Origin of the sequence: Pseudomonas sp. 14P_8.1_Bac3 (genome assembly GCF_025466085.1) — a bacterium.
Taxonomy (GTDB): domain Bacteria; phylum Pseudomonadota; class Gammaproteobacteria; order Pseudomonadales; family Pseudomonadaceae; genus Aquipseudomonas.
On record NZ_JANLOD010000047.1, the window covers coordinates 63,224 to 85,921 of the forward strand.

The 22,698-nt window shown below is 61.2% G+C and carries 24 protein-coding genes; 9 read left to right on the forward strand and 15 right to left on the reverse strand.

What is annotated here, in order from left to right:
- Positions 1–11 precede the first annotated feature (11 nt).
- Positions 12–269 (forward strand): hypothetical protein, encoded by a 258-nt coding sequence (locus NTD84_RS12450; protein WP_262165737.1) that lies wholly within the window; start codon positions 12–14, stop codon positions 267–269.
- 136 nt (positions 270–405) lie between these two features.
- On the opposite strand, the gene NTD84_RS12455 is transcribed toward NTD84_RS12450, so the two are convergent.
- The 5 genes from NTD84_RS12455 to norR all read right to left on the reverse strand — a co-directional run bounded on the left by NTD84_RS12455 (position 406) and on the right by norR (position 4,863).
- Complete coding sequence (locus NTD84_RS12455; protein WP_262165740.1) at positions 406–1,155, reverse strand: YkgJ family cysteine cluster protein; 750 nt, start codon at positions 1,153–1,155, stop codon at positions 406–408.
- Between the two features lie 83 nt (positions 1,156–1,238).
- Positions 1,239–1,568: a hypothetical protein gene (locus NTD84_RS12460; RefSeq protein ID WP_262165742.1), complete on the reverse strand. Its 330-nt coding sequence runs from the start codon at positions 1,566–1,568 to the stop codon at positions 1,239–1,241.
- 141 nt (positions 1,569–1,709) lie between these two features.
- Positions 1,710–2,168: a GNAT family N-acetyltransferase gene (locus NTD84_RS12465; protein WP_262165911.1), complete on the reverse strand. Its 459-nt coding sequence runs from the start codon at positions 2,166–2,168 to the stop codon at positions 1,710–1,712.
- 26 nt (positions 2,169–2,194) lie between these two features.
- Positions 2,195–3,097 carry a chemotaxis protein CheV gene (locus NTD84_RS12470; RefSeq protein ID WP_262165745.1) on the reverse strand — a complete coding sequence of 301 codons (903 nt, stop codon included), beginning with the start codon at positions 3,095–3,097 and terminating at the stop codon, positions 2,195–2,197.
- Positions 3,098–3,312: 215 nt separating this feature from the next.
- Positions 3,313–4,863 carry a nitric oxide reductase transcriptional regulator NorR gene (gene norR, locus NTD84_RS12475; RefSeq protein ID WP_262165748.1) on the reverse strand — a complete coding sequence of 517 codons (1,551 nt, stop codon included), beginning with the start codon at positions 4,861–4,863 and terminating at the stop codon, positions 3,313–3,315.
- A 148-nt stretch (positions 4,864–5,011) separates the two neighbouring features.
- Between norR and hmpA the strand changes: the two genes are divergently transcribed.
- Complete coding sequence (gene hmpA / locus NTD84_RS12480) at positions 5,012–6,193, forward strand: NO-inducible flavohemoprotein (RefSeq protein WP_262165750.1); 1,182 nt, start codon at positions 5,012–5,014, stop codon at positions 6,191–6,193.
- 88 nt (positions 6,194–6,281) lie between these two features.
- Here the strand turns inward: hmpA and NTD84_RS12485 are convergent, their stop codons facing one another.
- From NTD84_RS12485 to NTD84_RS12505, 5 genes are all read right to left on the reverse strand, one after another.
- Entirely contained in the window at positions 6,282–6,908 is a 627-nt protein-coding gene (locus NTD84_RS12485) for a transcriptional regulator (protein ID WP_262165753.1), read from the reverse strand.
- A 91-nt stretch (positions 6,909–6,999) separates the two neighbouring features.
- Complete coding sequence (locus NTD84_RS12490) at positions 7,000–8,127, reverse strand: NAD(P)/FAD-dependent oxidoreductase (protein WP_262165754.1); 1,128 nt, start codon at positions 8,125–8,127, stop codon at positions 7,000–7,002.
- A 57-nt stretch (positions 8,128–8,184) separates the two neighbouring features.
- Positions 8,185–9,132: an ornithine cyclodeaminase family protein gene (locus NTD84_RS12495; RefSeq protein ID WP_262165755.1), complete on the reverse strand. Its 948-nt coding sequence runs from the start codon at positions 9,130–9,132 to the stop codon at positions 8,185–8,187.
- A 296-nt stretch (positions 9,133–9,428) separates the two neighbouring features.
- Positions 9,429–10,916: an ATP-dependent RNA helicase RhlB gene (gene rhlB, locus NTD84_RS12500; RefSeq protein WP_262165757.1), complete on the reverse strand. Its 1,488-nt coding sequence runs from the start codon at positions 10,914–10,916 to the stop codon at positions 9,429–9,431.
- Between the two features lie 90 nt (positions 10,917–11,006).
- On the reverse strand, positions 11,007–11,663 hold the full coding sequence (locus NTD84_RS12505) for an alpha/beta hydrolase (RefSeq protein WP_262165759.1): 657 nt from the start codon (positions 11,661–11,663) through the stop codon (positions 11,007–11,009).
- Between the two features lie 468 nt (positions 11,664–12,131).
- Between NTD84_RS12505 and NTD84_RS12510 the strand changes: the two genes are divergently transcribed.
- From NTD84_RS12510 to NTD84_RS12535, 6 genes are all read left to right on the forward strand, one after another.
- On the forward strand, positions 12,132–13,163 hold the full coding sequence (locus NTD84_RS12510) for an amino acid ABC transporter substrate-binding protein (protein WP_262165760.1): 1,032 nt from the start codon (positions 12,132–12,134) through the stop codon (positions 13,161–13,163).
- Positions 13,164–13,228: 65 nt separating this feature from the next.
- Positions 13,229–14,410, forward strand: coding sequence for an amino acid ABC transporter permease (locus NTD84_RS12515; protein WP_262165762.1), 1,182 nt, complete (start codon positions 13,229–13,231; stop codon positions 14,408–14,410).
- Positions 14,411–14,420: 10 nt separating this feature from the next.
- Positions 14,421–15,518, forward strand: a complete 1,098-nt coding sequence (locus tag NTD84_RS12520; protein WP_262165764.1) for an amino acid ABC transporter permease — start codon at positions 14,421–14,423, stop codon at positions 15,516–15,518.
- 10 nt (positions 15,519–15,528) lie between these two features.
- Complete coding sequence (locus NTD84_RS12525) at positions 15,529–16,293, forward strand: amino acid ABC transporter ATP-binding protein (RefSeq protein WP_010444394.1); 765 nt, start codon at positions 15,529–15,531, stop codon at positions 16,291–16,293.
- Between the two features lie 204 nt (positions 16,294–16,497).
- Positions 16,498–17,157 (forward strand): FadR/GntR family transcriptional regulator, encoded by a 660-nt coding sequence (locus NTD84_RS12530; protein WP_262165766.1) that lies wholly within the window; start codon positions 16,498–16,500, stop codon positions 17,155–17,157.
- Entirely contained in the window at positions 17,147–18,451 is a 1,305-nt protein-coding gene (locus tag NTD84_RS12535) for a CynX/NimT family MFS transporter (RefSeq protein ID WP_262165768.1), read from the forward strand. Before NTD84_RS12530 ends, NTD84_RS12535 begins: the two co-directional genes overlap by 11 nt.
- A gap of 1 nt (position 18,452) precedes the next feature.
- Here NTD84_RS12535 and NTD84_RS12540 read toward each other — a convergent pair whose 3' ends face one another.
- Both NTD84_RS12540 and NTD84_RS12545 read right to left on the reverse strand, forming a co-directional pair.
- Positions 18,453–19,103: a DUF1120 domain-containing protein gene (locus NTD84_RS12540; protein ID WP_262165770.1), complete on the reverse strand. Its 651-nt coding sequence runs from the start codon at positions 19,101–19,103 to the stop codon at positions 18,453–18,455.
- Positions 19,104–19,176: 73 nt separating this feature from the next.
- Positions 19,177–19,797: a DUF1120 domain-containing protein gene (locus NTD84_RS12545; protein WP_262165772.1), complete on the reverse strand. Its 621-nt coding sequence runs from the start codon at positions 19,795–19,797 to the stop codon at positions 19,177–19,179.
- A gap of 66 nt (positions 19,798–19,863) precedes the next feature.
- Here NTD84_RS12545 and NTD84_RS12550 point away from each other — a divergent pair, with 66 nt between their 5' ends.
- Positions 19,864–20,061, forward strand: coding sequence for a hypothetical protein (locus NTD84_RS12550; protein ID WP_262165914.1), 198 nt, complete (start codon positions 19,864–19,866; stop codon positions 20,059–20,061).
- Positions 20,062–20,069: 8 nt separating this feature from the next.
- Here the strand turns inward: NTD84_RS12550 and NTD84_RS12555 are convergent, their stop codons facing one another.
- The 3 genes from NTD84_RS12555 to NTD84_RS12565 form a co-directional block, all read right to left on the reverse strand.
- The gene (locus NTD84_RS12555) at positions 20,070–20,690 is read right to left on the reverse strand and encodes a DUF1120 domain-containing protein (protein ID WP_262165773.1); all 621 of its coding nucleotides are present in this window, start codon (positions 20,688–20,690) and stop codon (positions 20,070–20,072) included.
- 150 nt (positions 20,691–20,840) lie between these two features.
- Positions 20,841–21,461 carry a DUF1120 domain-containing protein gene (locus NTD84_RS12560; RefSeq protein ID WP_262165775.1) on the reverse strand — a complete coding sequence of 207 codons (621 nt, stop codon included), beginning with the start codon at positions 21,459–21,461 and terminating at the stop codon, positions 20,841–20,843.
- Positions 21,462–21,554: 93 nt separating this feature from the next.
- Positions 21,555–22,688 (reverse strand): DUF1120 domain-containing protein, encoded by a 1,134-nt coding sequence (locus NTD84_RS12565; protein WP_262165777.1) that lies wholly within the window; start codon positions 22,686–22,688, stop codon positions 21,555–21,557.
- Positions 22,689–22,698 lie beyond the last annotated feature (10 nt).

The window sequence follows — 22,698 nt, forward strand, 5'->3', positions numbered from 1 at the left end:
CCGGAGCTTTCATGACTTCCTCGACACAACCGCCGGTTGCCGACGCCTTGAGCGACGACCCGGCAGACCTGCCAGACAGCGTCGACTCCAGCGCAGACAGCGAAACCAAAGCCGCGATCCCGGCGTTCAAGTTCCCGTTCAAACCGGGTGAGCTGGCCGCTGCGAAAACCGCCAGCCAGCCGTGGTACAAGAACGGCGCCAAGAACGGCCACACCAAGACCCCCGGCGCAGCGCCTCCCGGCACCCGTCGTTCAATGGGCAAGCGTTAACGTTTGATTGACCGGTGGTTGGGCGGGCCTCTTCGCGAGCAAGCCCGCTCCCACATTGGATAGTGTGTACGAAGAGAATCCTCGTGGGAGCGAACCCGCTCGCGAAGGGGCCGTCAGCAGCAACAAAGACGCTGGATCAAGCCGCCCGCAACGAAATAAACGCATAGTTGACCGGCACCTCAGTGGCCACCTGTGCGCCGCTCGCCAGTACCTGCCCGGCGATGTCGTCCCCAGACACTTGGAACTGCCATTCACTGCCCGACCCCGCCAACGGTTGCCGCGTCACCTGATCAACGACGCTGGCAAACGCGGCCATATCCGGTAGATAGGCAGTGAAACCATCGCCCTTGAGCGCCGTCGTCCGAATCCCCAGCAACGCGCAAATTGCTTCCTTGGTGCGGATGTCATCGCGATCCGCCTGACGTGAGCGCTGGATGAGTCCTGCCAGTTCCTGATCGACCAATTCGCCGCCAATGATCAGGTCCGGACCTTTTTCCCACGACTCCGGCGGACATTCCTTGATCGCCGGGTTCAGCGGAATGTGCGGATTGATTTCCATCGGATAGATCCGGCACACCAGCGGCCGGCGCTCATAGATGCGGCAGAGGTTGTCTTCGTCAAGATTCCGGCAGGGGCCGACGTTGTAAGCGGCGAAGGTGATGGCGACGTACGCTTCGGACGTTCCGCTCCGGACGGCCACCGAACGGCGTTCGGCATGTTCCCGCTGCTGCGCCGGTAAGCCCAGGCCGTTGCCCAGGAACGCTTCCACCAGCACGATCACCTGACCGCCGTCGGCCGCCCACATCCGGGCTTCGGCCAGGGTCAGGGGTACGTGATGGTCATTGCAGCACTTGCCGCAACCTACGCAGGAAAACGTCGTATTCATTGAAGGATCAATCACCTGGCCGGGCCCGAAACGGCGACAGAATGCCACCGCAAAGGCCGGTGTCGAAGCAAGTTATGCGCCATTCACTTGGATTTGGCAGGCACGCGAATGGAGTCCCATTCGGTCACGTAGGCGGTTTTGCTTTTCTTGTTGTAGAGGCACAACTCGGTGCCTTGCTGGCCTTTCATGTGTTTTTGCGGGTATTGGCCTTGCAGCAGCACGGCGGTGTAGCCGACCCGGTCATCGAATTGCGCGGCGTTGCCGACGGGCTTGGCGTCTTTGAGACCACTGGCCTTGGTGCAGCTGGCGAGCACGGCTTTGTCAAAGGCGGCCCAGGCGTCGGAGCTGGAGGCGTGGGCTTGGCTGGTGGCGAGGGCGGTGAGGCAGAGGAAGGTAAACGTGGTGGCTTTCATTGTTCTGGATCCTTGGGCATGTTTTGGCCGAGTATGCCTGATGATATGAGGTTGAATGTGTCGGCCTCTTCGCGAGCAAGCCCGCTCCCACAGTGGACCGAGTACTGCGGTGGGAGCGAGCCTGCTCGCGAAAGCGATTTATCAGGCTGGAACCAGCTCCCGCCGGACCACATACATCCCGACCCGCTCATACAATCGCTGCGCCCGAACGTTATCTTCCAGCACCTTCAGATCCACAAACCCTTCGCGCCGCTGTTGAAAAACCTGGAACGCATTCAGCAGCAGCGCACGACCCAATCCCAGTCGCCGAGCCCGCGGATGCACCACCAGATTCTTGATGTAGGCACTGGTCCAGCACTGGCACACGGCGACGATGCCCTCGGCATCCTGGGCAATGAAGCACAGTGAGGGATCGTATTCGGGATCGGTCTCGAACCGTTGTTGCCAGACGTCCAGCGCAGGCACGCGACCGCCGCCGTCCTGGTAACCGAGTTCCATCAATCGATGAACCTCTTCGGCCAGTTCAGGCCCGTAGGCATGCACGCAGACGCCCTCAGGCCAGGTGATCACGGGCACATCCTCCGCCAGGTTGCGCCGCATCAGAAAACAAAATACCTCGGCCAAACTCAATGTCCCTGTTCGGCGACCGCCTTGGCCGCGTCGATCAGGCATTTGGTCAGCTCCGGCGAGGAGAACTTGGTCAGTACCGCGTTGGCCCCGGCCAGGCGCGCTTTTTCACTGTTCATCGCGCTGTCCAGCGAGGTGTGCAGCAACACGTACAGGTGCGAGAAGTCCGGGGTTTCGCGCAGGGTACGGGTGAAAGCGTAGCCGTCCATCTCCGACATTTCGATGTCCGAGACGATCAGGTTGATCTGCTGCGCCGTGCCTTGTAGGTCCAGCAGGCAGTCGATGGCTTCCTTGGCGCTGCGGGCGGTGTGGCATTGCAGGCCGAGGTTGCGCAGGGTATGCACCGATTGCTGCAAGGCCACCTGACTGTCGTCGACCACCAGGATGCGCGCGTTGCCGAGCACTTCGGCGTCTTCCATGCTCAACTCGGTCGGGGCCATTTCGATCTGTGCCGGGGCGATGCCGTGGATGACTTTTTCGATGTCCAGCACCTGCACCAGCGTGCCGTCGACCGAGGTCACGCCGGTGATGTACGAGCGCACGCCACCGGAGCCGAAGGGCGGCGGGCGGATGTCGGTGGTCAGGCAATGGACGATCTTGCTCACGGCTTGAACGTGCAGGCCCTGCTTCGAGCGGCTGACGTCGGTGACGATCAGGCAGCCACCGTTCGGGTCTTCCAGCGGTCGCTCGCCGATTGCACGGCTGAGGTCGATCACCGACAACGAGGCGCCGCGCAGGGTGGCGATGCCTTTGACGTGGGGATGCGACTCCGGCAGTTTGGTCAGCGGCGGGCAGGGGATGATTTCACTGACTTTGAGCAGGTTGATCGCCATCAGCTTGCCGCTGCGCAAGGTAAACAGCAGAAGCGAAAGTGAGTCTGCGCGGGCTTTGGTGGTGGACATAAAAACCTTCTGTGGAAAAGGTGATGGGCGACCGCGAGGATCGCCAACAGCTATCGATGCCGGGTTATCGACTTGATGGGGGCAGGCTTTAGGATTTCCGGTGAATGGTAGAACGTATTCGCGAGCAAGCCCGCTCCCACATTGGATCTTCGGCGAGCACAACGTATGTGCAAGACGAAAATCCCCAGTGGAGCGGGCTTGCTCGCGAAGGGGCCTCACTTCATACCGAGTCTCTTGGCCATCCGCCCAAGGTTCGCCCGGTCCAGGCCTAGCTCACGCGCCGCACTCGCCCAGTTGTTGTGGTGACGTTCCAGGCAAGCGCCGATCAACTGCCGTTGATAATTTTCCGTCGCCTCACGCAAATCCCCGGACACCAAAGCCACCGGCGCGGCGCTGAGTTGTTCGGGTGCCACATCAACGCTGGCGTTGGGCAGATCGAGGTCCGCCGCGCCCAGGCTGAGAATCTTCGGCCGCTCCTTGCAGCGGCCGAGCGCTTTCAGCGCGCTGCGGCCAATCAAGTGCTCCAGTTCCCGCACGTTGCCCGGCCAGTCATAGGCGAGCAGCGCAGCCTGGGCGTCGCTGGTCAGGCGCAGGCTGTTGAGGCCCATGCGCGAACGGTTCTGCTCGAGGAAGAAACCGCTGAGCAGCAGCACGTCCCGCCCACGATCGCGCAGCGCTGGCACCAACAACGGGTAGACGCTCAAGCGGTGATAAAAATCGGCGCGGTAGCGGCCACTGCGCACTTCTTCGGCGAGGTCACGGTTGGTCGCGGCGATGAGCCGCACGTCAACCTGATGTTCCTTGTCCGATCCCAGCCGTTGCAGCTGACCGCTTTGCAGAACGCGCAGCAATTTCGCCTGCACGGTCAACGACAGCTCGCCGACTTCATCAAGAAACAGCGTGCCGCCGTTGGCCAGTTCGAATTTGCCGCGGCGGTCGCTGGTCGCCCCGGTAAAGGCGCCGCGTACATGGCCGAACAGTTCGCTTTCCACCAGGGTGTCTGGCAGTGCCGCGCAGTTGAGGCTGATGATCGGCTGGTCGGCGCGGGACGAGGCGGCGTGAATCGCCTGGGCCACCAGTTCCTTGCCGACCCCGGTTTCGCCGGTGATCAGCACGGTCAGGTCGCTGCCACCCACCAGGCTGATTTCTTCCACCAGGCGTTTGAGGGCTTTGCTCTGGCCGATCATCTCGCGATTCTGCTGGCCGCTGGCCTGGCGGTACAGCTCGGCGCGTTGATGTTCGTCCTCGACGCGATTGGCCAGCCGCTCGATGCGTTCGGCGGCATTGACCGTGGCGGCGGCGAGGCTGGCGAAGGCCTGCAGGGCGTCCAGCTCGATGGGTTCGAAACGTTCCGGATCGAGGGCGTCGAGGGTCAGCAGGCCCCATGGACGCTCGTCGATAAACAGCGGGCAACCCATGCAGTCGTGGACTTCCAGGTGATCGTCGAGGCCATCCACCAGTCCGTCGTAAGGGTCGGGCAACTCACTGTCGGCGGCGAAACGGGTCGGGCCGGGGCTGCTGAGTAGCGCTTCGAAGCGCGGGTGTTCGCTGACCTTGAAGCGCCGGCCAAGGGTGTCGGTGCTCAAGCCGTCGACGGCCAGCGGCACCAGCCAGTCGCCGTCGAGGCGCAGCAGCGCGGCAGCGTCGCAGGGGAGCAGGGCGCGCATGGCTTCGAGCAGGCGCCGATAGCGTTCGCCTTCGGGGAGTTCGCGGGACAGGTCCGAGACCAGGGGAAGCAAGGTGGTGAGCAGCGATTTTGCAGTCATAGTGACTCCATGTAGTCGGGATGACTATAAGCCAGGCTGTGTCTTTATGACTATATTGTTTTTAACTTGTTGATTTATAAGGTTTAAATAGCTGGCACGGAAAATGATAAGTATAGGGTAGTCAACTGGAAACCCCGAGGATTTACCCATGCTTAGCGTTCAAGACCGTGCCATCGTCAAATCCACTGTGCCCCTGCTGGAAAGCGGTGGTGAAGCCCTGATCACTTATTTCTACCGCATGCTGCTCTCCGAGTACCCGGAAGTCCGCCCGCTGTTCAACCAGGCCCACCAGGCCAGCGGTGACCAGCCCCGCGCCTTGGCGAACGGCGTGTTGATGTATGCGCGGCACATCGATCAGCTCGACCAGTTGGGCGACCTGGTGGCCAAGATCATCAACAAGCACGTGGCCCTGCAGATTCTGCCGGAACACTATCCGATTGTCGGCAGCTGCCTGTTGCGGGCGATTTCCGAAGTGCTGGGCGACGAGATTGCCACGCCGGAAGTCATGAGCGCCTGGGGCGCGGCTTACGGCCAACTGGCCGACATTCTGATCGGTGCGGAAACCAGCATTTATGATCAGAAAGAACAGGCACCGGGCGGCTGGCGCGGGGCGCGGGAATTTATTGTCGCGGCCAAGGTTGAAGAGAGCGCGGAAATCACCTCGTTCTACTTTGAGCCGGCTGACAAAGGTCCGATCCTCGCAGCGGAGCCGGGTCAGTACATCGGCATGAAACTGACCGTCGATGGCGAAGAAATTCGTCGTAACTATTCGCTGTCGGCCTTGCCGAACAAAGGCCAGTACCGCATCAGCGTCAAGCGTGAACACGGTGGCCGTGCCTCCAACCATTTGCACGATCAGTTGCCTGTCGGTTCGAGCATCCAGCTGTTCCCGCCGTCGGGCGAGTTCACCCTGACCGCCAGCGACAAGCCGTTGGTGCTGATCAGCGGCGGCGTCGGCATCACCCCGACCCTGGCGATGCTCGAAGCGGCGCTGGAAACCGAGCGGCCGGTGCACTTTATCCACTGCGCACGCAATGGCAGCGTCCACGCCTTCCGCGACTGGATCGAGGAGCTGGCCGGTCGCCATCCGCAACTCAAGCGCTTCTACTGCTATGCCGAGGATGACGGCGTCAGCCCGGCGGCGCACAAGGTGGGTTTCTTGAGCGAGGAGCAACTGGGCGAGTGGTTGCCGCAGCAACGCGATCTGGATGCGTACTTCCTGGGGCCTAAAGGATTCATGGCGGCGGTGAAGCGTCACCTGAAAGCGTTGGGCGTACCTGAGAAGCAGAGCCGCTACGAGTTCTTCGGCCCGGCCTCTGCGCTCGAATAACCCGCAGATCCACTGTAGGAGCGAGCTTGCTCGCGATGGCGGTCGAACGATCACCGCAAGTGTTCAGAACCATCGCGAGAAGCGCGTATCAGCCTTTCAATTCTTTCAGGTGCTTGTACACCGTCGCCCGGCCCATGTTCAGCACGTTCGCCACGTAGTTGGAGGCGCTTTTGCCTTTGAAGGCACCTTCTGCGTGCAGCGCCAGGACCAGTTCGCGTTTGTGGTCGCGGGTCAGCAGGTTCAGGCTGAGCTGCCGTTCGCGCAACCAGCCATGGAGGAAGGTGTTGATCCGTTCCTGCCAGTCGTCGCGAAACAGTGAATCCGGTTGCGGGATCAGCTTGCTCGGCGACAGGAACAGGTCCAGCGCCGCCTTGGCATTTTCAAACAACGAAATATTCAGATTGATGCACAGCAGCGCCAGCGGATGACCGTCGCTGTCGCGCAGGACGCTGCTCAGGCTGCGAATCTTCTGACCGTCCCAATTCAGCTTTTCATACGGCCCGATGTTTCGATCGCTGATGTCATCGCTGAGCATGTCCTCCAGCGCGGCGTCATCGCCGATTTCGCGTTTGGACAGGTTGTTGGCGATGTAATCGATCTTCTGCGTGCGCAGATCGTGCAGCACCACCTCGGCGTGGGGGAAAAACAACGTGGCGATGGCATCGGCAATCGCGCGGAAGTTATCCAGGGCCGGGTCTTTAACAGGTGCGTTCATACAATGGAGCTCCAGGCAGCGTCAGCGCCCTGCAAAAAAGGGCGCTGGAAGTTTGCCGCAATCGTGTCGACACGTCACCTGAGGACGCCGGTCAACCCAGGCGCTTCGGGGAGAGCATTCCGGCATTCAGGCCAAAGCGCGTGAGGGGTTCGGGCAACGCTTCACCGCGCACCAGGGCGGCGCTGGCCTGGCCCATGGCCGGCGAGGTCTGGATGCCGTAGCCACCTTGCGCCGCGACCCAGAACAGGCCCGGCACTTGCGGATCGAAACCGGACAGCAAATCACCGTCGCCGACAAAACTGCGCAAGCCGGCCCAGGTGCGCGTAGGGCGTCGAATCGTCAGGGTGGTGGCCTCTTCGATCTGGTAGATGCCCATCGCGATGTCCAGTTCTTCGGGCTGCACGTCGTGAGGTTCCACCGGGTCGGCGTTGGCCGGCGAGCCAAGGAACATCCCCGCATCGGGCTTCATGTAGAACGACTCGTCGAGGCTGACCAGCATCGGCCAATGGTGGATGTCCACGCCCTCGGGGCCGGCGAAGATGAACGCCGCGCGGCGCTTGGGTTGCAGGCCCAGTGGCTTGGCGCCGGCCAGTTCGCCGACCTTGTCGGCCCAGGCGCCGGCGGCGTTGATGATCACCGGCGCGCTGAACACCTGGCCGTTGGTTTGCACCTGCCACATGCCCTCGGCATCGCGCGTCAGGCTCAATACTTCAGTGTCGGTATGCACTTCACCTTTGTTGCGGCGGATGCCGCGCAAGTAACCCTGGTGCAAGGCGTCGGTGTCGATGTCGCTGGCAGTCGGATCGTAGATCGCGCCGTGGACTTTTTCCCGGCGCAGGATCGGCAGGCGCGTGCAGGCCTCGTCGGCGCTGAGCAATTGCATCTCCGGCACCGTGGCTTTGGCACTGAGGTATTGATTGTGCAATTCGGCCGGGTCGCCGGTGAAGTCCACCGTCATCTCGCCGCGCGGAGTCAGCAACGGGTGCTCGCAGAAACCGGCGGGCGGCGCGTCGAAAAAATCCCGGCTGGCCTGGGTCAAGGCCCGAACCTGCGGTGTGCCGTAGGCGGCGGTGTACAGCGCGGCGGAACGTCCGGTGGAGTGATAGGCCGGATGGGATTCCCGTTCGAGGACGATCACCCGCGCATGCGGCGATAGCCAGAAACCGGTGGAAGCGCCGGCAATCCCGCCGCCGATGATGATGAAATCTGCCTGGCTCATGCATGTCTCCTGAAAGGGCGCAATGGCATTGATGTAGCGGAACCCTGTGGGAGCGGGTTAGCGGTTCAGGCGGTAGATCGCATTGGCCAGCGCGATGTCTTCCAGGCCCAGGCCGATCGAGCGGAAGAACACATGCCGGTCATAAGCGGGACGCTGGACCTTTTCGCTGAGCAGGTCCGGCAGGTCGCCGACAATCGAGCGCGGATCCCAGCCATGCTGTTCACCGGCAATCAACATTTCACCCGCCGAACCCGGAGTGGTCAGACGATAGTCGCAGAACACCTGCATGTCATGCAGGCTCTGCGGCGGCACTTCGTGGGCGCGCGGCGCGTTGGTGCTGATGGACGTGATCAGCGCCGGTTTGCTCAGGCTGGACGGATCGATCACCGGGCCGGCGGACGAGGTGCACAGCATGATCACGTCGGCGTCCTCCACGGCGGCTTCCCGCGAGTCGACCAGCGTCAGCCGCGGATCGAGGTTTTTGATCTCGGCCAAGGCTTCAGGGCTTAGTTCACTCAGGTTCGGCGAGAACAACTGGATGCTCTGCCAGTCGCGCACGCTTTTGACGTAATGCAAATGTGCCAGCGCCACCTTGCCGCTGCCGATGATCGCCAGGCGTTGGGCGTTCAGGGGGGCGAGGGCATCGACCGCGACAGCAGTGGTCGCAGCGGTACGTGCAGTGGTCAGTTCGCCGGCATCGCACAGCAGCAGCGGTTCGCCGGTCTGCATCGACATCAGCAAGGTCCATGCGGTCACCAGCGGGCCTTGCTCGCGGACGATGTACGGCGAGGTCTTGACCCCGTAAACCCCGTCTTCGGCCAGCACGCCCAGGTAGTTGATGAAATCCCCGGCCGCCTTGGGAAATTCCACCAGCTGCTGTGCTGGCTGCACAGCCTGCCCGGCGGCCAGGTCGCGGAACAGTTTGCGCAGGGTCTGCGGCACGTCGACTTGCGCCAGCAGTTCGCGGGCCTGGGGTTGGGTGATCACGTAAGGCGTACTGGGCATGGTCGGCTCCGGGAGCTGGAAGTAAACTAATTTGTCTATTATGGACTTTTAGTTTTATCGAGCAAGCATCTGTTGCAAAAAGGTTTGCCCGCAATCAACGCAATGCCTGTAGGAGCCAGCCTGCTGGCGATGGCCTCAAGGGCGCCGCGTTTATTCAGGCAGCACGCGTTATCGTTAGCCACCATCGCCAGCAAGCTGGCTCCTACAAGAGCCAGCGGTCGGTGCCACAAACCAGAAAAAGGCCAAAAAAAAACGCAGTCCGTTGCCGGCTGCGTTTCTTTTATTGCGACCTGGTTTTACGGCCGCTTGCGCTCAACCGGTCGCAACAGGTGCGTCGGTGGCGTTTCACAGCTGATCTTGCGACCCAGCAGCGCCTCGATGGACGGCAGCTGATAGGAATCGTCTTCCCCGGCGAAACTGATCGACACGCCATCGGCGCCGGCACGGCCGGTGCGGCCGATGCGGTGCACGTAATCGTCCGGGACTTCCGGCAGGGTGAAGTTGATCACGTGGCTGATGCCGTCGATGTGAATGCCACGACCGGCGACATCGGTGGCTACCAGCACTCGGATCTTGCCTTCGCGGAAACCTTCGAGGGTCTTGATGCGTTTGTGCTGCGGCACGTCGCCTGACAGTTGCGCGGCGTTGACGCCATCACGCACCAGGCGTTCTTCGATGCGGCGCACTTCGTCCTTGCGGTTGGCGAAAACCATGACCCGCTCCCAGCCGTTGTCGTTGACCAGGTTGTAGAGCAGTTTGTATTTGTCGGCGCCGGCCACCGCGTAGATGTGTTGCTCGACGTTTTCGCTGGCCACGTTCTGCGATTCGATCTCGACGATCGACGGGTCGGTGGTCCATTGCTTGGCGAGGTTCATCACGTCTTCGGTGAACGTCGCGGAGAACAGCAGCGTCTGGCGCTCGTTCTTCGGCGGCGTCTGGCGAATGATCTGGCGGACTTGCGGGATGAAACCCATGTCGAGCATGCGGTCGGCTTCGTCCAGGACCATGACTTCGACCATGTCCAGGTGCACGTCGCCGCGCTGGTTGAAGTCGAGCAGGCGGCCCGGGGTGGCGACGAGGATGTCGCAGTGCCGGGCTTCGAGGTGTTTGAGCTGCTTGTCGAAGTCCATGCCGCCCACGAACGTCATGACATTGAGGCCGGTGTACTTGGTCAGGTCGGCGGCGTCCTTGGCGATCTGCACCACCAGTTCGCGGGTCGGCGCGATGATCAGCGCCCGCGGCTCACCCATGTAGCGCTCTTTCGGCGGCGGGGTTTGCAGCAGTTGGGTGATGATCGAAATCAGGAACGCCGCGGTTTTGCCGGTGCCGGTCTGGGCGCGACCGATGGCGTCTTTGCCGGCGAGGGTAAAACCCAGCACCTGGGCCTGGATCGGCGTGCAATACGGGAAGCCGAGGTCCTGGATGGCGTGCATCAGTTCCGGGGCCAGTTTGAAATCGTGGAAGCGGGTTTTGCCTTCCTGGGGGGCAACAACGAAATCTTCGAGTTTCCAGGGGATGACCGGTGCTTTCGGCTTGGGCTCACGACGCGGTCTGGCAGGCTTTGCGGCTTCGTTTTGCAGCGGCTCGGCGGCAATGGCGTCGACAACGGCAGCGGCCGGCAGAGGTGTCGACGCCTGTTTCGGTGCCGCTCCGGAGGCGGTCCGGCCAGGCTGATGACCGTCGGTGCGGTGGCCGGGGCTGTGAGACGGAGCGCTGGAGGCTGGCGCGAGCTGCTCAGTCTCGCTTTTACCGAACATTTTCTTGAGTGCTTTGAGCACGGTCATCTCATCAATAGGTTAAGTGCCGGCCAGTGTAATGCAAGAATCGGGCGCGGCGTAGTGGGAGGGATCAATGGGCGCTTTTTCCCCGAAGGGTCAGCGCAAGCGCTCGGCGAGCCAGACGCCGATGTCGCGGATCTCCTCGGGTAACACTTCGTGACCCATTGGGTATTCCTGCCATGTCACGGTGACACCATGCTGCTTTAAATACTCGTACGCGGTGCGACCCATGGAGTTTTGCACCACGTCATCGTACTGGCCGTGCAACGACAGCACGGGGATGCGCTGCTGGCTGGCGGACAACTCCAGGTCTTCACTGAACGTCGGGGCATAAGTAGAGAGGGCAAGTACGCCACCCAACGGTCCCTGCCACTTCAGAAACGCGGTGTGGAAAACCACCGCGCCCCCTTGGGAAAAACCTGCCAGGAAGATCCGCGAGGCGTCTATTCCAACGGCTCGCTGCACGTCGATCAAATGAATGATGCGGTCTGCGGACGCGTCCAGCTGATCGCGATTGATCGCGCGCGCCGGGCTCATGGCCAATATGTCGTACCAGCTCGGCATCTCGTAGCCACCGTTGATGGTGACAGCGCAGGTCGGTGCCTGCGGTAGAACGAAGCGGGTGGTCAGCAATTTTTCCTGCAACGCTTCAGCCACCGGAAGAAAGTCGTAGCGGTCGGCGCCCAGGCCGTGCAGCCAGATAACGCAGGCGTCTGCGGGCTTGACGGGTTCGAGTATCAGGGGCTCGGTCATGGCTGCTCCAATGTTGTGCGTGCGCTCTCAATGAGTGCGTGATCTGAGGGCGCGTCTGGTTGATCAGTTACGAAGATGTCGCAAGGCTGCAAGTTTGGCTATTGACCTGTCGCTGAACCGCTTTAGCGAGCGGTCTGGTACGGGCTTTGCTATGGGAAAGCCTGTACGAAAATCCCACGCCTGTCGGTAACACTATCAGGCCATTGTTCTCAGTGGGATAGCAAAAAAATCCGGTGATGGATGTTCGCCAGCGGCCGCTACGGGCTTCGCGAACGTGAAAGGGCTACCGCCCGTTCGGCCGATTGGTGAGAAGTGAGTGGTCCATGATTTGGATTTTCTCCTACTAGACTCATAGCTAAGGTCTTACGTCGGTTGACCCCAAAAAAAGCCAACACGGGTCGACAACGCCTCATAAGGGTGCGACTGGACTCACGCTCCGACACAACAAGAGCAAAACTGGAGGTTTGAATGAAGATGTTGAAATCCACCCTGGCTATCGTGACTGCAGCCGCAGTACTCGGTATCAGCGGGTTCGCTCAGGCGGGTGCAACCCTGGATGCAGTGCAGAAGAAAGGTTTCGTACAGTGCGGTGTCAGTGATGGCCTGCCGGGTTTCTCGGTTCCGGACTCGACCGGCAAGATCGTCGGCATCGATGCTGACTACTGCCGCGCTGTGGCTGCTGCCGTTTTCGGCGACGCGACCAAGGTCAAGTTCAGTCAGTTGAACGCCAAAGAGCGCTTCACCGCGCTGCAGTCTGGCGAAATCGACATCCTGTCGCGCAACACCACCATGACCAGCTCCCGTGATTCGGGCATGGGTCTGAAATTCCCTGGCTTCATCACTTACTACGACGGCATCGGCTTCCTGGTCAATAACAAGCTCGGCGTGAAAAGCGCCAAAGAGCTGGACGGTGCAACCATCTGCATCCAGGCCGGTACCACCACCGAGCTGAACGTTTCCGACTACTTCCGCGGCAACAACCTGAAGTACACCCCGATCACCTTCGACACCTCCGACGAAAGCGCCAAGTCGCTGGAATCCGGTCGTTGCGACGTGCTGACCTCCGACAAATCCCAGCTGTTCGCCCAGCGCAGCAAGCTGGCTTCGCCGAAGGACTACGTGGTTCTGCCGGAAACCATTTCCAAGGAACCACTGGGTCCGGTCGTGCGTAACGGCGACGACGAGTGGCTGGCCATTGTGCGCTGGACGGGTTACGCCATGCTCAACGCCGAAGAGGCGGGCATCACCTCGAAAAACGTCGAAGCTGAAGCCAAGGGCACCAAGAACCCGGACGTCGCTCGTCTGCTGGGTACCGACGGTGAATACGGCAAAGACCTGAAAGTGAAGAAAGACTGGGTCGTGCAGATCGTCAAGCAGGTCGGTAACTACGGTGAAGTGTTCGAGAAAAACCTCGGCAAGAGCACTCCGCTGGAAATCGACCGCGGGCTGAACGCCCTGTGGAACAACGGCGGCATTCAATACGCACCACCAGTGCGCTGATGGTTCTATCACCCGGTGGGCCAACCGCGGGGTGATGTTCTGTTCCATTACATCCGGGGCACTTCATGCAAAATTCAATCGGCGCACCAAAGCAGAGGCTCAGCCTCAGCGATCCCAAAGTGCGTGCGTGGCTGTTTCAGATCATCACCATTGTGGCGGTGGTCTCGATGGGCTGGTACCTGTTCGACAACACACAGACCAACCTGCAACACCGGGGCATCACCTCCGGTTTCAGTTTTCTGGAGCGCAGTGCCGGTTTCGGCATCGCTCAACACCTGATCGACTACACAGAATCGGACAGCTATGCCCGAGTGTTTGTCATCGGCCTGCTCAATACCCTGCTGGTGACCTTCATCGGCGTGATCCTGGCCACCATCCTCGGCTTCATCGTCGGCGTGTCACGGCTGTCGAAGAACTGGATCATCAGCAAGCTGGCGACGGTGTACGTGGAAGTGTTCCGCAACATTCCGCCGCTGCTGCAAATCCTGTTCTGGTACTTCGCGGTGTTCCTGACCATGCCAGGGCCGCGCAACAGCCATAACTTCGGCGACACCTTCTTCGTCAGCAGCCGTGGCCTGAACATGCCGGCCGCGTTGATGGCGGACGGGTTCTGGCCCTTCGTGGGCAGCGTCGTCGTGGCCATCGTCGCCATCGTGCTGATGAGCCGCTGGGCCACCAAACGCTTCGAAGCGACCGGTGTGCCGTTCCATAAATTCTGGGCCGGCCTGGCGCTGTTGCTGGTAATCCCGGCGTTGTGCGCACTGATCTTCGGCGCGCCGCTGCACTGGGAAATGCCCAAGCTGCAAGGCTTCAACTTCATTGGTGGCTGGGTGCTGATCCCGGAACTGCTGGCGCTGACCCTGGCCCTGACCGTGTACACCGCGGCGTTCATCGCCGAGATCGTGCGCTCGGGCATCAAGTCGGTCAGCCACGGCCAGACCGAGGCGGCGCACTCGCTGGGCCTGCGCAACGGTCCGACCCTGCGCAAGGTCATCATCCCGCAAGCCCTGCGGGTGATCATCCCGCCGCTGACCAGCCAGTACCTGAACCTGGCGAAAAACTCCTCGCTGGCGGCCGGTATCGGTTACCCGGAAATGGTCTCGCTGTTTGCCGGTACGGTGCTGAACCAGACCGGGCAGGCGATTGAAGTCATTGCCATCACCATGAGCGTGTACCTGGCGATCAGTATCAGCATTTCCCTGCTGATGAACTGGTACAACAAGCGCATTGCGCTGATCGAGCGGTAAGGAAAAGCGCATGAGTACTCATACTTTCAAACCCGACATGCCCCCGCCGAACAGCAGTATCGGTGTGGTCGCATGGATGCGCGCGAACATGTTCTCCAGCTGGCTCAACACCCTGCTGACCCTGTTCGCGTTCTACCTGATCTACCTGGTGGTCCCGCCGATCCTGAGCTGGGCGATCCTCGACGCCAACTGGGTCGGCACCACCCGCGCCGACTGCACCAAGGAGGGCGCCTGCTGGGTGTTCATCCAGCAGCGTTTCGGCCAGTTCATGTACGGCTACTACCCGCCGGAACTGCGCTGGCGCGTGGACCTGACCGTGTGGCTGGCGGTGATCGGCGTGGCGCCGTTGTTCATCTCGCGTTTCCCGCGTAAAGCAGTGTACGGGCTGAGCTTCCTGGTGCTGTACCCGATCATTGCCTACTTCCTGCTGCACGGCGGTTTGTTCGGCCTGACCCAGGTGGCGACCAGCCAATGGGGCGGCCTGATGCTGACCCTGGTGATCGCCACCGTCGGTATCGCTGGCGCCTTGCCGCTGGGGATTGTCCTGGCCCTGGGCCGTCGTTCGAACATGCCGGCGATTCGCGTGGTCTGCGTGACCTTCATCGAATTCTGGCGCGGCGTGCCGTTGATCACGGTGCTGTTCATGTCCTCGGTGATGCTGCCGTTGTTCCTGCCTGAAGGCATGAACTTCGACAAGCTGCTGCGAGCGCTGATTGGCGTGATCCTGTTCCAGTCGGCCTACGTCGCCGAAGTGGTGCGCGGCGGTCTGCAGGCGATTCCCAAAGGTCAGTACGAAGCGGCTGCGGCGATGGGCCTCGGCTACTGGCGCAGCATGGGCCTGGTGATTCTGCCGCAAGCCCTGAAGCTGGTGATCCCCGGCATCGTCAACACCTTCATCGCCCTGTTCAAGGACACCAGCCTGGTGATCATCATCGGCCTGTTCGACTTGCTCAACAGCGTCAAACAAGCCGCCGCCGACCCGAAATGGCTGGGCATGGCCACCGAAGGCTATGTGTTCGCGGCCCTGGTGTTCTGGATTTTCTGTTTTGGTATGTCCCGCTACTCCATGCATTTGGAACGTAAGCTGGACACTGGCCACAAGCGTTAGGAGTTCTGTGATGAGCGAAGCAATCAAACAGCCTGTGAGCCCTGAAGGCATTATTCAGATGCAGGGCGTGAACAAGTGGTATGGCCAGTTTCACGTGTTGAAAGACATCAACCTCAACGTCAAGCAAGGCGAGCGCATCGTCTTGTGCGGCCCGTCGGGGTCCGGCAAATCCACCACCATCCGCTGCCTTAACCGCCTGGAAGAACACCAGCAAGGGCGCATCGTGGTCGACGGCGTGGAACTGACCAACGACCTCAAGCAGATCGAAGCGATTCGCCGTGAAGTCGGCATGGTGTTCCAGCACTTCAACCTGTTCCCGCACCTGACCATCCTGCAGAACTGCACCCTGGCGCCGATGTGGGTACGCAAGATGCCCAAGCGCAAGGCCGAGGAAATCGCCATGCATTACCTGGAACGCGTACGCATTCCGGAGCAGGCGCACAAATTCCCGGGACAGCTGTCCGGCGGCCAGCAACAGCGCGTGGCCATCGCCCGTGCCCTGTGCATGAAACCGAAAATCATGCTGTTCGACGAACCGACCTCGGCCCTCGACCCGGAAATGGTGAAAGAAGTGCTCGACACCATGATCGGTCTGGCTGAAGACGGCATGACCATGCTCTGCGTGACCCACGAAATGGGCTTCGCCCGCACCGTGGCCAACCGCGTGATCTTCATGGACAAGGGCGAAATCGTTGAACAGGCGGCGCCGAACGACTTCTTCGATAACCCGCAGAATGAGCGGACCAAGTTGTTCCTGAGCCAGATTCTGCATTGATTGACGTTTGGCTGTGAAATAAACCCGGACTGAGTGCCGGGTTTATTTTTGCCCGAAGAAACATACACCCCGGTGGGAGCCGGCTTGTTGGCCAGGGCGGCGTTTCAGGCGACATGGCGTTTGGATGTTCAGGTTGATGTCTTCCGCGACGCTGACTAACATGGCGGAAAATTCATCCTATGATTGGATGAAAGGGCGAGTCCTATGTCTGAAATTTCTCCACTAGTAAAACGATCCCTGGTCGATCAGGCCCTGGATCAACTGCGTCTGCGCATCAATCAAGGCGTCTGGGTGGTGGGTCAGCGTCTGCCCACCGAGCCCGAGCTGTCCGCCGAGCTGGGCATCAGCCGCAACACCGTGCGTGAAGCCATGCGCGTGTTGGCGTTTTCCGGGTTGATCGAGATTCGCCAGGGCGACGGCAGTTACTTGCGTGCCGTGGTCGATCCGCTGGACACGCTGAAGGTGTTGTCCAAATGCTCCCTCGAACAGGCCCGCGAGACCCGGCACATCCTCGAAGTCGAGGCCGTCGGCCTGGCGGCGTTACGTCGGACGGATGAAGACCTTGTGGCCTTGCGCGAAGCACTGGGCGTCAGCGGCAGTCACTATCACGGCGATCTCGATACCTACATCACCTGCGATCTGGTGTTCCACCGCCGTCTGGTGGACGCCGCGCACAACCCGACCCTCAGCGAGTTGTATCGCTATTTCTCCAGTGTCGTCGGCGCGCAGTTGCGCCATTGCCTGACCATCACCCCGCGTCGCCAGGAAGTGTTCGACCTGCATATCCAGTTGCTGGATGCCGTCGAACAACAGGACCCGGAGCGGGCCAAAGCCTTGTCGAGGCAACTGATCAATGAACCTTGAAACCGAGAAAACCATGACCGACCACCGTCAGATCTCCGAAGCCCAACGCACGGCGGAGCTCGATGCGCTGCTGATCGACGCCGAGGCCGATGACGAGCAGGTTCAGCAAAGCCATCCGCTCCTGCGCCGTCCGTGGCTGTTGTTGCTGGGCCTGATCCTGGTAGCGCTGAACCTGCGTCCGGCGCTGTCGAGCATGGCGCCGATGCTCAGCGAGGTGTCGAAATCCCTTGGCCTGTCCGCTGCACAGGCCGGTTTGCTGACGACCTTGCCGGTGTTGTGCCTGGGACTGTTTGCGCCCTTGGCGCCGATCCTGGCGCGGCGTTTCGGCGCGGAGCGGGTGGTGCTGGGCATCCTCCTGACCCTGGCTGGCGGGATTATTTTGCGCAGTTCGTTCGGCGAAATCGGCCTGTTCAGTGGCAGCGTGCTGGCGGGCGCCAGCATCGGCGTGATCGGCGTGCTGTTGCCGGGCATCGTCAAGCGCGACTTCGCCAGCCACGCCGGCACCATGACCGGCGTCTACACCATGGCCCTGTGCCTGGGTGCAGCCATGGCAGCGGGCGCCACCGTGCCGTTGAGTGAGCACTTCGATAAAAGCTGGGCACTGGGCCTGGGTTTCTGGGTGATTCCGGCACTGGTCGCGGCGCTGTTCTGGTTGCCGCAAGTCGGCCAGAAGCACGGCGCGCACAACGTCGCCTACCGGGTTCGCGGTTTGTTGCGCGACCCGCTGGCCTGGCAAGTGACCTTTTACATGGGCCTGCAATCGTCCCTCGCCTACATCGTCTTCGGCTGGTTGCCATCGATCCTGATCGGTCGCGGCCTGACCCCGACCCAGGCCGGCCTGGTGCTGTCGGGTTCGGTGATCGTGCAACTGGCCAGCTCACTGGCGACACCGTGGCTGGCCACCCGTGGCAAGGACCAACGCCTGGCGATCGTGATCGTCATGGCGCTGACCCTCGGCGGCCTGTTCGGTTGCCTTTACGCACCGATCGAAGGCCTGTGGGGCTGGGCGATCCTGCTCGGCCTGGGGCAGGGCGGGACGTTCAGCCTGGCCCTGACCCTGATCGTCCTGCGCTCGCGGGATTCCCACGTCGCGGCGAACCTGTCGAGCATGGCCCAGGGCTTCGGTTACACGCTGGCGTCCATGGGGCCATTCGCGGTCGGCATCGTCCACGACTGGACCGGCGGCTGGAATGCCGTGGGCTGGATCTTCGGCGTGATCGGCCTCGGCGCCGTCCTTGCGGGGCTTGGCGCCGGGCGTTCGCTGTACGTCCAGGTAGTCAGCGAAAAGATCTGACTCAAATGTAAATCACGTCCAGGGTCGCCGAGCCGTCGAGCTGGATGTCGGTGCTCACGTCCAGTTCGGAGGTGGGGGAGATGACGGTTTCGACGGTGACCCGGCTCGACAGGTTCTGAATGAAGATCGGCCCGGCACTGCTGCCGGCGACATCGGTGAATCCAAGGTAGCTGCGGGCGCCAATCGGAATCGGTCGGCTGTTCGACGAACTCCAGGCCACGCCGCCGGTGGTGGAGTCCGTGCGGAACACCTGCGACAGGTCATCCACCACCGTTTGCGTCGGGTCGAAATTCAACGAATACAGACCGATTTTGTTGCCGCTGTTGTCGTGATTCAGGCCGTAGAAAATCTCGCTGTTGACGATCGCCGAGCCGTCGCGGTTGTCGCGCATCATCAGGGCGAAACGGGCGGGACCGTTGCACTGGATGGTGAAGTCGAGGTGCTTGTCGTGCAGTTGCGTGCGCTTGTCGGCGCTCAGGTCTTTGTAGGAAATTTTGCCGTAATCCACCAGGCCGTTATTCGACAGGCCGGGCGTGCAGGCGATGGGCGTGATCGTGCCCTTCACCGTCAGGTCGACCGTCGAGGCGGCGAGGGCGCTGGGTGTGGCGCTGATCAGTAAAGTGGTCACGAGTAAGGCGAAGTGAATGTTCATTCGCGAAGGTCCTTTTCGTTAAGCGGTTGACACTGAAGCGCTCGCACCGACGGCGGTGCGAGCGCTGACGTCTTTAGAAGTACTGCATCTCGAAGGTTACGGAGCCATCGACGCCGACCTCGTCGGTCAAGGTGAGGTTGTTGGTGGCGGCGATGTGCGTGGAGACATCGATCTCGAACGTGACGTCTTGCGCCAGCATCGGCGTGGTGGTGTCGCTGGTGGACCCGGCGGCGATCAGAATGTTGGGGCGCAGGTGATGGTGAGCACCCCAGGTCTCCCCGTCGTTCCATGAAATGATGGTCCGTGCCGGTTGCCCGTCCGCCACCACGCCTTTCATCATCGGGATCACAAAGCCGATTTTTTCGTTGGCTTCGGTATTCCCCAGGCCATACCAGTCGCGGTTGGACTGCGATCCGGCCCGGTTATCGATCGAGCGCAGGGCAAAGGTGTTCGGCGCCGTGCAGTTGACCGTCAGGTTCATCGTCTGGGTGCCGATGAGGGTGAAGGTGGCCGCGTTCAGGTCTTTCTTCGAAATTTTGCCATGGTCGATCATCCCGTCGCCCGACAAGGTCGGCGTGCAAGCCACCGGAGTGATTTTGCCAGTGACGCTCAGGTCGGTGCTTGACGCTGCCGATGCATACGGTGCCATGCAGATCAGGGCGGTGGCGGAGAGTGCTGCGAAGTAATTTTTCATCATTAAATTCCATGTAGTTAAAGCCGCAATAGCGACACAAATCCTGTAGGAGCGAGCTTGCTCGCGATGGACGTCAACGATGACGCGGGAAACCAGATGCCCCGCGGCGCCCGCGAGTTCATCGCGAGCAAGCTCGCTCCTACAAAAAAACGCCCCCCTGTAGGAGCGAGCTCGCTCGCGATGGACGTCAACGATGACGCGGAAAACCAGGTGCCCCACGGCGCCCTCGAGTTCATCGCGAGCAAGCTCGCTCCTACAGGTTGAAACGGGGTTTAGAGGTAGTTCATTTCCAGCGTCGCCGAGCCATCGATCTGGACTTCATTGGTCAGGTCGAGACCGTCGGCGCGTGCGATGAACGGAGCGATGTCCAGCTCCATGGTGACGTCCTGCACCAGAATTGGTTGGCTGGGATCACTCCTGTCGGCCACCGAAGCGAAATCCCCCGGCATCCAGAACACATGGCCTTCCCAGCCAGTCTGCCCGTCCTTGGATTTGACCGGCAGGACCGACACGCCATCGGCAACAGCGCTCATCATCGACACCATGAAATGCCCCAGATTCTGGGTGCCATCGATTTTGCCGAGACCGAACGCTACCGCTAAGGTGCTCGAGCCCACACGGTTATCGATGCCCTCCAGCGCGAACCGGGTAAGGCCATCGCAATTGACCGTCAGCATCACCGTGCGCTTTTCGAGGTACGTACCCGTGGTTTGATTCAGATCCTTCGACGAAATCTTGCCGTACTCGACGACGCCGCCGTTCGACAGCGTCGGCGTGCAGGCACTCGGGATGATTTTGCCGGTCACGCTCAGGTCGGTGCTCGAAGCCGCCAGCGCATACGGCGCCAGGCCGATCAGTGCGGTGGCGGAAAGTGTTGCGAGGTACTTTTTCATTTCCAGATCCTCATCGATTTGAAATTTGCCCCTGTAGGAGCGAGCTTGCTCGCGATGGGCGTCAACAATGACGCGCGCTGTCTGGTTCGACGCGGCGGCCATAGATTTTTCGCGAGCGAGCTCGCTCCTACAAAAGCGTGGGTCCCGGCTTTAGCGGTACACGACTTCGATTGTCGCGGAAGCATCAAGGATGGTTTCGTCGGTCAATGTCAGGGTTTTGGAAGGCGCGATGAACGTACTGACTTCCAGATCCATGGTGAGGTCTTTCACCATTATTGGGGTTTCCAGGTCCGCGGGATTGCCAGCCGATACGAGCACTGTTTTGTTTAGGTTGGTGCCCTTCGACCAGGACACGCCTTCATCCTCAGACTTGATAGCCTGAGCCGCCTGTCCATCTGCCAAGGTCTGTTTGATCCCTAAATAAACAAAACCGAGTTTTTCTCCCGCGTTGCTCAATCCCAGGCCAAACCAACCGGTGGTTGATTCAGTATTGTGTTTGTTATCGATTGATCTCAGGGCAAAGGGCGTGGGGCCATCACATGCCATGGTCAATTGCAGAGGGTTTGTGCTTATTACCGTATTCACGTGGAGGTCAAGATCCGCCGCCGAGTATTTGCCAATATCGATCACTCCGCCCCCGGACAAGCTCAACGTGCAAGCATTTGGTGTAATTTTGCCGGTCACGCTCAGGTCGGTGCTTGAAGCCGCCAGCGCATACGGCGCCAGGCCGATCAGTGCCGTGGCGGAAAGTGTTGCGAGGTACTTTTTCATTTTCCTTACTCACTTTTAGGGTTGATAAATCGACTGCCATCGCCAGCAAACTGGCTCCCACGCGTGGGGCGACGTGCCCGACCGATAGCGGCGTTACAGGTAAATAATCTCGATCGTCCCCGCGCCATCGAGGTCGATGGCGTTGCTCATGTCCAGGCTGTTGAGGGGGGCGATGACCGCGTCGACGGTCACCGTGGTGTTGAAGTTCTGGATCATCGCCGGGCCCGCGCTGCTGCCGGCGCTGTCGGTAAAACTCAGGTAGCGGGTCTTGGCGATGGCGATCGGGTTGGCACTGGCGCTGCTCCAGGCTCCGTTACCGCCGAAGGAGTCGGTACGGTACAGGCGCGCAAAGCTGTCGGCACTGGCACTCGCCGGGTCGATGTTCAGCGAGAAAAAGCCGATCTTGTTGTTGCGACTGTCCGTGCCAAGGCCGTATTGGAAGTCGTTGTCGTCCGTCGCCGAACCGGCACGGTTGTCGTGCATCACCAGCGCGAACGCCGTGGGCGCGTCGCAACCCACCCGCAAATTCAGCGAGCGGGGCGGCAGGCGCGTGGCCTTGTCGGCGCTGAGGTCGTTGATCGTCAGGTTGCCGAAATCCACCACGCCGCCGTTGGACAGCGCCGGTTCGCAGGCGGCCGGGGCGAAGCGTGCGCGCAAGGTCGCCTCACGGCTGCGTCCGGCGGCGACGGCGTCGAACACCCCGGTCGCTTCCCAGGTCAGCGCGTCGCGCACTTGCATGCCTTTCTCATCGACCCAGGCCGTCAACTCCAGCTGCGCCGAAAATGTGCGGCCCTGCAACGGCGTGCCGGCTTGCAACGGCACCACCCCGTGTTCCGGACGCCAGGTCAGCTCCGCTGCGGTTTCCGCCGGCGCCTGACCGACGCCGGCAATCAACCCGAGCTCCACCGACTGACCGTCCAGCACTGCGTCGCGAATCCGCATCTGGTACGTGCCGCGGTCGGCGAAGTGAAAGCGGTTGGCCGTCGCCGCCATGGCCCGGTAAAACAGGCTCATGTCAGTGGGCGTCGAGCAGCTCAGGCTCAGGCTCAAGCGCCGCTCGCCGAGTTTGCGCTCCGGCGCGGCATCGGGGCGAATCGCCCGGTTCATCAGGCCGTAATCGAGCACCGGTTGGCTCAGGTTGAGCTGGCAATCGTCAGCCGATGCCCAGGCGAACGGCGTGAACGCCAACGGCGCGAGGGTGGCCAATAAACGGCGGGACAGGTTCATGAAAGTCATC

Coding starts and splice junctions, on each gene's coding strand:
- NTD84_RS12450 (WP_262165737.1), top strand. CDS start 12: ATGACTTCCTCGACACAACCGCCGGTTGCCGACGCCTTGAGCGACGAC.
- NTD84_RS12455 (WP_262165740.1), bottom strand. CDS start 1,155: ATGAATACGACGTTTTCCTGCGTAGGTTGCGGCAAGTGCTGCAATGAC.
- NTD84_RS12460 (WP_262165742.1), bottom strand. CDS start 1,568: ATGAAAGCCACCACGTTTACCTTCCTCTGCCTCACCGCCCTCGCCACC.
- NTD84_RS12465 (WP_262165911.1), bottom strand. CDS start 2,168: ATGCGGCGCAACCTGGCGGAGGATGTGCCCGTGATCACCTGGCCTGAG.
- NTD84_RS12470 (WP_262165745.1), bottom strand. CDS start 3,097: ATGTCCACCACCAAAGCCCGCGCAGACTCACTTTCGCTTCTGCTGTTT.
- norR (WP_262165748.1), bottom strand. CDS start 4,863: ATGACTGCAAAATCGCTGCTCACCACCTTGCTTCCCCTGGTCTCGGAC.
- hmpA (WP_262165750.1), top strand. CDS start 5,012: ATGCTTAGCGTTCAAGACCGTGCCATCGTCAAATCCACTGTGCCCCTG.
- NTD84_RS12485 (WP_262165753.1), bottom strand. CDS start 6,908: ATGAACGCACCTGTTAAAGACCCGGCCCTGGATAACTTCCGCGCGATT.
- NTD84_RS12490 (WP_262165754.1), bottom strand. CDS start 8,127: ATGAGCCAGGCAGATTTCATCATCATCGGCGGCGGGATTGCCGGCGCT.
- NTD84_RS12495 (WP_262165755.1), bottom strand. CDS start 9,132: ATGCCCAGTACGCCTTACGTGATCACCCAACCCCAGGCCCGCGAACTG.
- rhlB (WP_262165757.1), bottom strand. CDS start 10,916: ATGACCGTGCTCAAAGCACTCAAGAAAATGTTCGGTAAAAGCGAGACT.
- NTD84_RS12505 (WP_262165759.1), bottom strand. CDS start 11,663: ATGACCGAGCCCCTGATACTCGAACCCGTCAAGCCCGCAGACGCCTGC.
- NTD84_RS12510 (WP_262165760.1), top strand. CDS start 12,132: ATGAAGATGTTGAAATCCACCCTGGCTATCGTGACTGCAGCCGCAGTA.
- NTD84_RS12515 (WP_262165762.1), top strand. CDS start 13,229: ATGCAAAATTCAATCGGCGCACCAAAGCAGAGGCTCAGCCTCAGCGAT.
- NTD84_RS12520 (WP_262165764.1), top strand. CDS start 14,421: ATGAGTACTCATACTTTCAAACCCGACATGCCCCCGCCGAACAGCAGT.
- NTD84_RS12525 (WP_010444394.1), top strand. CDS start 15,529: ATGAGCGAAGCAATCAAACAGCCTGTGAGCCCTGAAGGCATTATTCAG.
- NTD84_RS12530 (WP_262165766.1), top strand. CDS start 16,498: ATGTCTGAAATTTCTCCACTAGTAAAACGATCCCTGGTCGATCAGGCC.
- NTD84_RS12535 (WP_262165768.1), top strand. CDS start 17,147: ATGAACCTTGAAACCGAGAAAACCATGACCGACCACCGTCAGATCTCC.
- NTD84_RS12540 (WP_262165770.1), bottom strand. CDS start 19,103: ATGAACATTCACTTCGCCTTACTCGTGACCACTTTACTGATCAGCGCC.
- NTD84_RS12545 (WP_262165772.1), bottom strand. CDS start 19,797: ATGAAAAATTACTTCGCAGCACTCTCCGCCACCGCCCTGATCTGCATG.
- NTD84_RS12550 (WP_262165914.1), top strand. CDS start 19,864: ATGGACGTCAACGATGACGCGGGAAACCAGATGCCCCGCGGCGCCCGC.
- NTD84_RS12555 (WP_262165773.1), bottom strand. CDS start 20,690: ATGAAAAAGTACCTCGCAACACTTTCCGCCACCGCACTGATCGGCCTG.
- NTD84_RS12560 (WP_262165775.1), bottom strand. CDS start 21,461: ATGAAAAAGTACCTCGCAACACTTTCCGCCACGGCACTGATCGGCCTG.
- NTD84_RS12565 (WP_262165777.1), bottom strand. CDS start 22,688: ATGAACCTGTCCCGCCGTTTATTGGCCACCCTCGCGCCGTTGGCGTTC.